This window comes from Proteus sp. GOKU (genome assembly GCF_015475555.1).
GTDB lineage: Bacteria > Pseudomonadota > Gammaproteobacteria > Enterobacterales > Enterobacteriaceae > Proteus > Proteus mirabilis_B.
This window is the reverse complement of the sequence record NZ_CP034105.1, coordinates 3,922,562-3,935,600: the sequence shown is the minus strand read 5'-3', so window position 1 is coordinate 3,935,600 and position 13,039 is coordinate 3,922,562. Positions and strand designations below refer to the sequence as shown.

General features: G+C 41.2%; 7 protein-coding genes. 3 read left to right on the top strand and 4 right to left on the bottom strand.

Features of this window, described 5'->3' with window-relative positions; genetic code table 11:
* The 4 genes from EHE21_RS17970 to EHE21_RS17955 all read right to left on the bottom strand — a co-directional run bounded on the left by EHE21_RS17970 (position 1) and on the right by EHE21_RS17955 (position 9,257).
* Positions 1 to 2,706, bottom strand: coding sequence for a putative virulence factor (locus tag EHE21_RS17970; RefSeq protein WP_228766716.1), 2,706 nt, complete (start codon positions 2,704 to 2,706; stop codon positions 1 to 3).
* A gap of 2 nt (positions 2,707 to 2,708) precedes the next feature.
* The gene (locus EHE21_RS17965) at positions 2,709 to 5,693 is read right to left on the bottom strand and encodes a virulence factor SrfB (protein ID WP_194951435.1); all 2,985 of its coding nucleotides are present in this window, start codon (positions 5,691 to 5,693) and stop codon (positions 2,709 to 2,711) included.
* Positions 5,694 to 5,696: 3 nt separating this feature from the next.
* On the bottom strand, positions 5,697 to 7,172 hold the full coding sequence (locus tag EHE21_RS17960) for an SrfA family protein (RefSeq protein WP_194951434.1): 1,476 nt from the start codon (positions 7,170 to 7,172) through the stop codon (positions 5,697 to 5,699).
* 579 nt (positions 7,173 to 7,751) lie between these two features.
* Positions 7,752 to 9,257, bottom strand: coding sequence for a vWA domain-containing protein (locus EHE21_RS17955; protein WP_194951433.1), 1,506 nt, complete (start codon positions 9,255 to 9,257; stop codon positions 7,752 to 7,754).
* A gap of 412 nt (positions 9,258 to 9,669) precedes the next feature.
* Between EHE21_RS17955 and EHE21_RS17950 the strand changes: the two genes are divergently transcribed.
* The 3 genes from EHE21_RS17950 (at position 9,670) to opp1B (ending at position 13,039) form a co-directional block, all read left to right on the top strand.
* Positions 9,670 to 10,455, top strand: a complete 786-nt coding sequence (locus EHE21_RS17950) for a class I SAM-dependent methyltransferase (RefSeq protein ID WP_088494284.1) — start codon at positions 9,670 to 9,672, stop codon at positions 10,453 to 10,455.
* Positions 10,456 to 10,466: 11 nt separating this feature from the next.
* Positions 10,467 to 12,041: a nickel ABC transporter substrate-binding protein gene (nikA, locus tag EHE21_RS17945; protein WP_194951432.1), complete on the top strand. Its 1,575-nt coding sequence runs from the start codon at positions 10,467 to 10,469 to the stop codon at positions 12,039 to 12,041.
* A 71-nt stretch (positions 12,042 to 12,112) separates the two neighbouring features.
* Entirely contained in the window at positions 12,113 to 13,039 is a 927-nt protein-coding gene (opp1B, locus tag EHE21_RS17940; protein WP_194951431.1) for a nickel/cobalt ABC transporter permease, read from the top strand.

Below are 13,039 nucleotides of genomic sequence, written 5' to 3'. Positions count from 1 at the left end.
TTATGACTCCACGACGGATGATTTCATGGTTTGAATGATTTGACCTAATAGTGCGTTTTGTTCAGCACTGATCTCTCTTCCCGCAGAATGCCCTGCATTCTCAGTAATAACCGCTGATAAAGCGATAAGCCAATCAATCACAAATAAAAGGGTGTAGTTAACAGGGTTAGTAGGTAAGCGGACTAAACGCTCATCATCACCCCATTGCACACTAGCACTATCAGGTCTTTCAAAGATCTTATAGCCTGCATTGATTTTGCTATCAGGCTTCTCAACACCGTTATCTTTGAAATTAAACCAAGTAATAAAATCACCTAGCACATTATAAACACGAGATGATTGCTGTTCGGCTAAGTCATCACGACGAGCAATAGCTTCTGTCCCTGCAAGGGTTTTCAACATACGTTGTTCAACACCAAGGCGATTGATTGCAGTGATAAGTTCATCCACTAACAGCACCATAATTTCTTGATCAATGCCTAAATAGGTTAACAAAGTACTGTTATCAGGCAGGCTACGTAGATGGTTTATCCATAATGCCATTACTTTTTTAGGGTAAGTAACCTCATTGCCGTGACCTTTAGGGGCTTCATCTTCTTCTGGTACTAGAGAGATTGGCGCATCACTAAAGAGATCGAAAGCAGGTTGTTCCATAGCCGCAAAGGCGGAAACAGGGGCTTGTGTTGCCTTCTTGTCTGAAAGCGTATCGATAACCTCTTTTTCCTGCATATACAGGTCGTAGAGTGATTTACGAGAAGGTAACAGGTAATCCAGTAACGCACCTTGTAAATAAGGACGGCTTTGCATAAAGCGTAAAATAGTGGCTGCATTACGGCGTTTGACTTGAAGCTCTTCTTCACCACCTGATTGATACCATTTTTCAAGATGATGGCCGATTAAATCACGTTGAATTTCTTGCAGTTGTTCGCTAATACGTTCAAGTTTTAGTGATTTTAATGCGACGGTTTCAAGGTAGTCGGCAAGGCGTTGCATACCGCCATCGTTAAGCGCCAACATGGCATTCCATGCTTGGTCTGGCTCTCGAATATAGCGTTGGACCGTTTCATCTTCCGCAAAGGTTTTTTTCATCAGATGTAGCTGAGAAACACTGTCTTCATTTAGAACAGTTTCTTTGCCATTACTGATTTGAATAAACGGGGTAGGTACGCCCGGTTTACGCACTAAGAAGGTGTTATTAAATGCTTCACCGTTGATCCAATCTGATGACATCCATTCATATTGACCAAAGCGTTCTAACATCGCCATTTTGATCATGCCACCTTTACCCCATGATTGACGTAATAACGCTTCATTCATGGTTAAGGAGTTGGTAATACGCATATCAAACATGGTCATTGCCCAAATTAAACCTGAAGGGCGTTTGGCGCGCGTTAATGCATCTTTACCTTGGGTGTTATTGATCCATTCTGTGAGGACTGCACCGACTTCTTTCACATCTGATTGTTTGTTTGATGCGGTACATACCACTAACACATTCATCTCTTGGTTATCGGTATAACGTTCAAATAGATAGGCGACTTTACCCCGTAGAATAAGCTGTGCCAGCGGATTTGCACTGTCATCGTTAACTTGACGACGTACATCAGCCATAGTTTCAACCCCTAAACGGCCGCGATAGCCCGGGAAATCGAGCAGTTCAACGTGTTCAAACAGGGCTTTACTTGGTGTATCTAATAGCGGAACGACTAATTCAACCGTCAGCGCCGTTAATTCTGCTAACGAAAGCGTCACAGGAGCATCAATACGATCGCCATGAACAGGACAAATGCTGATCTGGCTATCATTGGCAGTATTGAGACGCTCTAACATATCCACGTTCATAATACTGTCTTTTTGTATTAACACGCCGTCTTGCTCTTTGACTAAAGAAGTGAGCGGAGCCAAAACAAGAGGTGCATTACCTAAAGAGGCAAGAGTGGTGCTAAAACGTTGATAAGCGGATGTCAGCTCTGCAATATCGCCCCATAAAACAGAAAAGAGTTTAGCGCGTTGTGCAATGCTGAGATAAGGCGCTAACTCAATCGCTTTAGGCCAATAGGTTGTTGCCAATTTTTTCTGGCTTTTTTCAGCATGACGTTGCAGATAATCCCATAACGAGACAACGTCATCATGAGTAATGCCAGCAACAGGTGTAGCACTGCATTGTGTGCTTAATGAATTGATTAAACGAGAAATTTTCTCGTCATCTAATTCAAATTCAATTTTTTCCTGATTAAAGTCATACAGATAGGCATTGGCGAGAATTTTAACTATCTCAATTTCGCTGAAAAGATGCAGCTCAACAGGAAACTCTTGCGTGCCTTTTGTGGCGTTGCGACTAAAGCGAGTCACTAAACCTGTGGCTTCTTTACCGCCACCCGGTGGGTTGATGTGGTCGATAAAATCAAGGGTTTTACCTGACATACTGGTTCTTAGGCGACCATCTTGCCCTGCGGCAAGTGCTGAAATCAGGTACGACTTTCCTGCTTGAGAAAGACCAAAAAAGCCCACAGACATTGGTCTCTGTGTTGCTAAACTGAGATTTTTTGCCATGTTACGGCTACGGCGCAGACGATAGATAAGGCTATCGGCTTCGGTATTTAAACGAGGTGCATTACCTCTTACTGCCGTTACCCAATCAATGGCTTTACCTGCGCCTTGATAAATGGCATCCCATTTGGCTGTTAACTGTTTTTCATCCATCATATTCATTTACCTAATACACTCCCGCTATCCAGCCAATAGGATGTTTCACCAATACCACTATCTGCTAACGTATTGAGTTTGAAGCTTAAACCGTTCTTATTAACGCCACCTTTGCCATTAATAAGCTCCATCTCTTCAATGCGTAATTTTTCAGATTTATTGTCATCATTATGGCCAGAAGCGCCTCTTTCTTCCCCTAGCTTGATATGCAATACGCTGTCTTCTTGGCTAAGTTGCTGTGCCAATTTCGGATTTTTAATGCGCAAGGTATAAAGAGGAGATGCAGGCCAACGGGCATTATCTAATTGACGGAAACCTAAGCGTATTCCGCCTCTGACTTCAAAATAGGTATCAGGATCAGGCTCAAATTTATCCTGAATATCACGGTAGTAAACGTCATTATCAGAAATGGTGTTGTTATTATCCAACATCCCTAAATAACGTACTGTTGAGTAAGTTTTAAAGTTACCTGTCGAGAAGTAAAAATTGAGTAAACGTGCATTTTCAGCCATTAAACACAACATCGCACCGACCGCTGCTGTTGATTTTGGATCGTCAATACGGCCTTTTTTGTTGAATGGATACCAACCACCTGTTTTGTAGCCATGTAATGGCAGAATACGAGAAGGTGGTACCGGCTGTAATACTTTTAATAGTGCTTGAATACCCGGTAAGCGAGAAGGGCGACCTGTCAGCAGTAAAACATCACAGGAGTAGTAATAAAGCACTTCACACAGGGCTTTTAAACTACGGGTGATATTAATGCGTTCACCAGAAATAAATTCGGCGTGCAATTGCGCAAAGTTAATTTGTACCGGCACATTTAAAATGGAGAAACTCTCGCCACCACCCAGCTCTTTATTGGTTGCGTCATCAATATAACGACGTACATGCTCTGTCGGTAGAACGTTAAGTAATTCACCAAAAGTACTGTTAATACCTTCATGTGGAACTAATGGATCGTAGTTTTCATATTGGCTTAAAATCTTTAACCCAATCGGATTAAAAATTTGTAGGGTAAGCTGTTGGCGCAACACTTGCTGCCCTGCATCTAAACCTTCACTACCAAAAAGAGAAGACATCAGAGCATCGGCATCAGAAATACCTGCATCCGTTAATGCTGTGCGTAATGCAGGTAATACGCAAATCTGGATGATATCTAATAAAATATCATCACCCGCAATTTTAAATCCTTCACGGAATAACTGTGTTGGAATAATTTTAACGTTGCTACCTGTACCCGTATCCAGTTTATAACGTGTAATAACGAGATCGGTTGTTCCGCCACCAATATCGATTGAGGCAATTTTTAACGTGCTATCACCCGTTAATGCGCGGTTATCTTCGCGCACTTGGCTGGCAAAGAAGGCTTCAGTACGCTCACCAAATTTAATTTGTGTTTCGTTGTAGAGGTAAACTAACTGGCCACAAGTGGCTTCATCCCATTTCACATGGATGTTTGGCATAGGGATACGACACTGTTCATCTTTGCCATCAAAACGTAGTTTTTCGTCAGTTGGGTCCCAATTCATTGCTTTCCAAATGAGTCCTAATGCGTTTTCCATACACGTTTCAAAAATGGCACGCTCTGGTTTTGGCATCGCTGGTGGAATAGTCAAAATGATATTGCGCAATTGACGAGGCGCACTTGCGTGACTCATTTTAAGGCGTTGAGCAGGGCTGTTCATTTGCGTTAATGCCTGCGCTAACACTTCGGTTAACATCATGGTCATTAATGAACTACGGGTATAGTTTGGTGTAAATACCGGCATGCGGAAGTCAGGCTCTAAACGGAATAACGGCTCACCGTGATCGTTTAGAAGGTATGTCATCGGAACCGCAGTTGCCAGTGGCTCTCTGTCGGTTTGACCAAAAGAGCGGCTAAAGCGCCAACCCGGAGAATATGGCGAATCATCCCATAAATAGCGTTTAGGGCTTGAAATACCCGTTGAACCTTCAGTACCTAAGCGTTGCGCAGCCATGCGGTTGGCTTCAGGGCCAACGCGACCAATCGTCGGCCACATAAAGGCATTATTGCGACCACTATTGACTGAGAAATCTTGTTTACCAAATTCAGCTTGCGCAAATTCAACACGGCTTTCAAATGGCTCATTATAGATTTGATAAGGGTGGCTTAAATCACGCAATGTCATTTCATAGAGTTGCGTTAGCCCTTTATTATCATTGATATGATCTTCAATTAAGATCCCACAGGTGCGTGAGTTACCCACATCAAGAATAAGGTCAACTTCAATCGCAGGCTCTTGCGGTTTGGTTTCGTTAATTTTGATTTCAGGTAAGCGTAGCTTCTCACCTAAAATATTGAGTAAATTGAGATAATGTGCCTGATGTTGAAACTCTTTGAGCGCCTCTTCAAGTTCATCATGGTACATTTTGGTCACAGCCAGCGCTCTTTCACTAAAGACTTCCTTTAACCAACCATCAATCCACGGTGTTTCAAGGAAGTTCTCAACTTCATAGCCCAAATAAGCCAACGCAAAAGCGACACCAGAGCGAACATCTTCTTCGTTTGGCGCCAGATAAGCTGTATTGGCGCGATTCGGTTCAATTCGAGTATCAAATGCCACAACAACGCGGTGTGTATGTCCATCTTCATCTGGCTCTGGCAGTTGATGGAACATCATTCTTACCCAGTTATCAGGGCCTTGAGAGAATGCGCGGGGTGGATTAAAACGGAAAAATGGTACTGGTAGCCATGTATCATTTAATAGCGTTAATGACTCTTCAAGGGAAAAGCTAAATTCAGCTTCTCTTGGTGTCTGAGGCTGATTTTTAGGTGCTGGGTAAAGATAGTTATCATCTCGTTCATTATAGATGAGTCGCATTAACGGGCCGTTTTCGCCTTTTTTAACAAACTCACCGTACTCTTTGCGCTGTGGTAGCTTAAAACCAAAATCCAGAAACTGAATATTACTGTCTCGGATAAGGGTAATTTTATCTTTATAATCGGTCAGTGGCGCTAACATGAATTAGTTATTCTCCCGCTTCATTGATAATGGGAATGGCTGATTGTTTTCATATTTCCCTTGGCAATCAGCAATATTTTGGCTTCCTGGTTGGCAAATAATATTTGGCATCAAATAGTTTGAACCATCACTACACAGAGCCTGACCTTGGTTATTAATATTTAATCCACCCTGATTGACGACGGCATTGACTGGTGCTTTACAGGTTACGCCATCACTGCGTGTCATGACGACTTGTCCTTTACCATTATCTAATTGGTAATTTAGGCTCAGTGGTTTACCTGTTTTTTGATCTTGAATTCCCGCCCCTGCTTTCCATTGACCATTTAGGAATTGGGTAGAGCCATTCGCTAACGCATTCGCCGGAATGGTCAGTGGTGTTGTGTTATCGGCTGTTGCAGGCGGTGTCACATCGGGTGGTGCATTGGGATCAACAGGAGGGGTAGGAGTGTTGTTCTCATTCCCTGTATTTTGATTGTTATCTGTTTTCGGTTGCTCATTTTGTGCCGCTGGATCAACCGGAGGTACGTTAGGTTGTTGCGCATCTTCAGGCAATGTTCCTTCAGGTAATGCACCTTGGTTATTGTCTGTTTGAGGATCAACCACAGGTAAACCCGTATTAGGATCAACGATTGCGCCGTTATCACTTGTACCATTAATCACATTCCCATTGGCATCAATGGTGCCTAATGTTCCTGTGTGAACCGTATTTGTTGGCACACCAACGGTGTGACCGTTAGTGACCACGGTGGGGACTTTCGGTTTTTCAAGAGTAGGATCGGGTAATTTAGGCGCTTCAATATCGGGTGTTTTAATATCGACCGTAGGTAATGCTGGCGTTGAAAAACAGCCTCTTAAGAAGAAAATCGCGAGTAGAAGTAATAATAAAGGTAATAGCCACCATAAGAAACGCCACCAAGGGCGCTTAGTGTCAGTAATAATGACTTTTTCTTGCACTGGTGGAACCACGGTTGATGTTGGTGCTATTGGCGCAACAGCGGGCTTTAAGCAAGCAACAGGGTCAACTCTAAGCTGTTGATTAGCACTGACAAAACCCCAGAAGGTAATAATAGGTTGGCCATCAACAATAAAAATATGGTTTTCATCAGGAAATTGGATAGTTTTACTGAGTAAGGCACCAAAAAGCTGACTTTCTTTATTTCCAGCCCTTTGCTGCTCTTGTTCACTAAAGGCGATTAAATCATCTTGATTCTTTTTCAGTAGCGCATAAGCGGCGGTGCGTTCTTCTTCTGAAGCCGCAGACCAAGGAATAACAGAGCCGTCAATCGGTGAATACCAGTCAATGCGCTCGCCAGTTTCATTTGGCTGAGGAATAGCAAGGCATTGAGAAATATGAGCCTTTCCTCTTAAACGCAGGGTTTCACGCAGCTGTAGTGCAGAGATATAAACAGCCTGTCCATTTTCTCCCATAGGGAGGTAACTTTCTAATTTACCACTTCGTAAGAATGCTTTATTCACGACGATCATTCCGCTAGGCAAGATTATCTATGGGTAAGTTGGCTTATCCGTAAATAGGCTTTAAGGCTAAAAATAAAGATATAAAATTTATATACATTTTATATTATCAGAAATTTGGTGTCTATCTAGCGGATTATTTAGGGTTAATTAACTGATTATTATTAAAGGATTTTTTATTTTTCTTGAGTGAAAATGGGAATATTAAGATGACGATGATGATAATTAAATAATGACATTACAGGTTGCGCTATATTTTCTTAAATATATGGATTAAATCACCGATATATTGGTTTTTGCATTAAAAAATAATGAAATAGAAGAAAAAAAAGACAAAATATAAAAGAATAAACTATTGGTAAGTGTCTAATTGCTGTGATAATAATCACAAAATAGGTTTATTCTGAATAATGAGAGAATAAGAAAAGAAAAAAACACACAATTAAGGAATGGTCTTAAATAGATAAGATATAGAGTTTGCCAGCGCCAATATAATAATAAAATACACGTAATACGTGAAAAATTCACCCTCAATATGAAATCAAAGAGGGTGAATTAAATATTAGAAACAGTAATCAATCATTATTTACAGTTCTTTGGAATATAATCTTCAATCGCTTTTCGAGTCATTAAAGTAACTTCATTAGCATTACGCGCCGTGAAGACTTTACCACCAGTGGCACTTGCCACACAGTTACCTGCGCCCGTGCCTAAAATATCAACTACATTAATGACGGCGCGGGGATGAGCTCGTTTTAACGTTCTGGCCGCTGCGCATGGGTCTTGATCGCAAGATTCTAAACCATCTGATAACAAGACAATAATAGTGTCACGATTATTACTTTTGATCAGAGAGCCTGCTCGTTGGATAGATTCGGCTAATGGTGTACCGCTATCAGGTTCAATACGTTTAATGTAGTTAAGCAATTTTGAGCGCTCATTGCCACCATAAGCCGGACTGGATTTCACTACACCGCAGTCTGATGCCACAACGGTGGTGATCTTCATATCTGAAGGAATGCTATTAATAATTTTTGTCGCTGCATTTCTTGCTACGGTGATACGACGAGGTTCGGCATCATAGCCCGCGAAGAGTTTTCCGGTGCTTGAGATAAAGTCTAAATCGTCTTCCGTTAAACTCATACTCAATGCCATTGAACCTGAAGCATCAAAGATAATAATCACTTGAGGTGCTAACTCTGCTGGACGTTCAGCTGGGCACATTTGCTTAATTTTGCTGGCTAAGCGATTTTCACAAGTCGCATTTGCTGTTTTCTCCGTCACACCCGCTTTTTTCAATTCATCTTGCACACAAGCTTCTAGTGGCGTGAGTTTTTTCACTGGTACAGGCTTAGGCACTGGAGCCGGTTCAGGTACAGGTTCAGGGATAGGCTCAGGTACAGGCTCTGGAACGGGTTCAGGAACAGGTTCTGGCTCAGGGATAGGTTCTGGTTTTGGCGGTATGACAACAGCTGGTTTCTCTTCAACCACAGGAGGAACCACTTTCGGATCAAAACAGCCTTTTAGCCAAGATGCCAGTAAGACCAAAAACAGCAAGAATAACAGCAGTAATAACCAACGTAGCCAGCGATTACGTGTTTTGGCGGGCACATCGGCGAGTGCGGCACCCGCAGCAGCTGCACTTGCACCTGCGGTAACTTGCGCAATAGGGGGGGGCAATGGTGTTGTGCGTGGCCACCATGTAATCACGGGTTGCCCATTAATAATATAGACACTTTCGCTATCAGGTAGCGTTGATGCTGTATCTAAAAGATGGCGCTCTTCATCCGTAATTCTATTTTGCGATGCTAATAGCGCCGTTTGCGTTTTAATATCGTTAAGGCGTTCATCTAAAATACGTCTTATTTCTTGCTGTTCTTGTCCTTGTAACGACGTTAAAGCGACAGGATTACCAGAAACCGGAGAATACCACTCAACAACGTCATCCGATTTTTTCTCTGGAGTCGCAAATAGAGAACGGTACTTAGTCGGAAAGTGTTGAGTTAGCAATTGAAGTAATTGCTGTTGATGCGTTAAGGCAAAATCGGCGCGGGTAATATCAGCCGTTAATCGTGAGATTCGATTCATATTTTAGAGAGCCTTATGTGACGGCTATATTCGTTTAAAGAAAGAAATTTAAGATAACAATATTATTGACTATAACGGTTTTATAAAAAAGGTGAAATTAAAGCGCTCACTTTTTTAATATAAGACAAAATTAATTTTTATTTCTAAATTCGCTCAATTTATTTCTCTATTTTAACAGGGGAAATAATCCATTTGCTTATTTATCGTCACGCCCATTAGGATGGTGTATTTATGTTAAAGCGGGAGATCGCAAATTGGCAGATCTTCCTTATTGAGTACTGGTGAATATTGATATAGCACATAGAGCATCTTGGGGTTACAAGGTATGTTACCCACACTAAAAAATAGCCAAATCATTCGCTTTTAGGGGAATTTATTCCTCTCTTTACGTTGATATAACAGCAGGTTTCTGATGACAAATAAAATAAATAATAACCAATTACTTAATGATGTAACTCGCTACTGGAATATCAGAGCTGAAAGTTATAGTGAGTCGAATCAACAGGAATTGCTGAGCGAGAAACAACAGAAATGGCGTCATCTGTTATTGGGGCATACCAAAGTAGGTGAAACCTTAAAAGTGCTTGATATTGGAACGGGACCTGGTTTTTTTGCCATTTTATTAGCGTTATCAGGTCATGAGGTGACGGCAATTGATGCAACGGAAGGTATGTTGCTGGAAGCCAAACAAAATGCGCAAACGCATAAGGCAAATATTCAATTTGTTCGCGGTGATGTACACCAACTGCCTTTTGCCAGCGAACAATTCGATTTAGTGGTCAGTCGTAACGTGACATGGAATTTAAAAGCACCTCAAAAAGCGTATTCGGAGTGGTTTCGAGTATTAAAACCAGGTGGCAGTTTAATTAATTTCGATGCTAACTGGTATTTACATCTCTTTGATGAAAGCTACTGGCAAGGTTTTGTGGCGGATAGAGAACGTTCAATTGAAAAACAAGTTGAAGATCACTACGTCAATACAGATACCAAAGAGATGGAGCGAATTGCTCGCCAATTACCATTAAGTCAAATTAAGCGTCCGCAATGGGATATTAATACCTTGTTAGAAGTCGGTTTTAGTCGATATATGATAGATACTCGTATTGGTGATTTCGTGTGGAACGAAGAAGAAAAAATTAATTATGGTTCAACACCGATGTTTATGATCCACGCACAAAAACAAAGAATAGATGATTAAAGGAGAATAACGTGAAGCCCTTACTTTCAGTGTTCCCAACACTATTATTAACACTTGCATGTGCTTTTCCTGCATTAGCAGACAAAAGTAATAATATGTTGGATTATGCCAGCACAAAAGATATTCGTGATATTAACCCGCATCTCTATTCTGGTGAGATGGCGGCTCAAAACATGGTATTTGAATCCCTTGTATTAAATACCGAAAAAGGCGTTGCACCTTATTTAGCAGAGCGTTGGGATATCTCTCCCGATGGAAAGAGCTACACTTTCTTTTTACGCCATGATGTGACATTTAGTGATGGCGAACCCTTTAATGCTAAAGCAGTAAAACTAAACATTGAAGCAGTACTAGACAACTATGAACGTCATGCGTGGTTAGAGTTAGTTCGTCAGATTGATAGCGTTGAAATTGTTGATGAATTCACGGTTAAATTAAATCTAAAAAACCCTTACTACCCAACCTTAACGGAATTAGGTTTAACTCGCCCTTTCCGCTTTATTTCGCCGAATTCTTTTATTAATGGCAAAACTAAAACCGGTGTTGCGAACTATGTGGGCACAGGACCTTGGGTATTAACTGAGCATAAAAAAGATCAATATGCTGAGTTTAAAGTTAACCCAAATTATTGGGGAGAAAAACCAGTACTAAATGGCGTGATGTGGCGAGTGATCCCCGATAGACAAACTATGTTACTTTCTCTGCAAAAAGGGGATATTCAGCTTATTTTTGGCGCAGATGGCGACATGTTAGATATGGATTCATTTGAAGCTCTGATGGCGTCAGATAAATTCAAAACGGAAATGAGTGCGCCGATCGCGTCTCGAGCTATTGTGCTTAATAGTAGCCGAGCAATGACATCTAGCCAAAAAGTACGCCAAGCATTGCAATATGCGGTTGATAAAGAAGGGATTGCCCAAGGTATTTTAGCGGGAAGTGAAAAAGTCGCTGATACTTTAATGGCGCGCAGCGTACCTTACTGTGATTTTGCTTCCCCAACCTATATTTATCGTCCAACAAAAGCGATTGATCTATTAGAGTCTGAAGGCTGGGTATTACCAAAAGGTAAGACTATCCGTGAGAAGCAAGGCGAGAAATTACAGCTATTGCTCTCTTATAATGTGAATAATGCTGTTGAGAAAGAGATAGCTGAACTTATTCAAGATGACTTTAAAAAAATTGGTGTCGGCTTAACGATTTTAGGTGAAGAGAAACAAGCCTATTTAGATAGACAAAAAAATGGTGATTTCGATTTACAATATTCGCTCTCATGGGGAACACCTTACGATCCGGCTTCTTTTGTTTCCTCATTTAGAATACCTGCTCACGCGGATTATCAAGGGCAAAAAGGATTGGCGAATAAAGCCCAATTGGATGCAATGATTGGCGAGTTATTAATTACACCTAATGAAGCGCGTCGTCAGGAATTATATAAAACCTTGTTTACCTCATTAGCAGAGCAAGCAGTTTATATTCCATTAACTTATTCACGTACTAAGGCTATCCATCGTAGTGAATTAGAAAATGTGGGCTTTAATCCATCTCAATATGAAATACCGTTTGAAAAGATGCGCTTTAAGCCTTAATTAATGCATCAATGAGATTAACCAAAATAAGTGTGGCTCGTAATATCAACGTGCCACACTGATCAAACCTTATGCTACGTTATATATTCTGGAGAGTGCTGGCTATCTTCCCACTGGCACTGATGATTTCATTTATTGCCTTTATTCTGTTGGAGTTAGCCCCATCTGATCCTGCGGAAGTCGCGTTACGCGTCAATGAAATAGTACCAACGCCCGAAGCTATTGAAGGGATGCGCCATGAGTTAGGGTTAGATAAGCCTTTTTTCACGCGTTACTTTTTATGGTTAATGTCAGGCTTACAATTCGATTTTGGTACTTCTTTTCTTACAAGAACGCCTGTTATTCAAGAGATGCTAAGGGCATTACCACCAACACTTTGGTTAGCCTCAACAGCGCTATTCTTTACGATTATTCTGGCATTACCTTTAGCATTATGGTGCGTGGCTAAACCTCAAAGTTTTACGGATAAATGCATCCGTTTTATTGTGTTTGTTTTAACGGCAATTCCTAATTACTGGTTAGGGTTGCTCTTAATTTGGGGCGTCGCGGTTTATTTAGATTGGCTGCCTGTCAGCGGGATGTTATCGCCACAGTCTGTTATTTTGCCCGCATTAGCACTCTCTTTAGGATATATCGGCACTTATTTACGATTATTACGCGGTGCGATGCTAAATCAATGGCATCAGCCTTATGTCTTTTATGCCAAAGCGCGTGGATTACCCGATAACCTTATTTTACGTCGTCATATTTTACGTAATTCGTTGTATTCCAGTTTAACGGCATTGGGAATGAGCATTCCGAAGCTTATTGCTGGTACGGTGGTGATTGAAAATATTTTTGCTTGGCCGGGAATAGGGCGACTATGTATCAGCGCTATATTTGGTCGTGATTATCCGATGATACAAGCCTATATTTTATTGATGTCACTGTTATTTCTCTTTTTTAACTTTCTGATGGACGTCATTCAAATGATGACTGATCCACGGTTAAGGAGATAA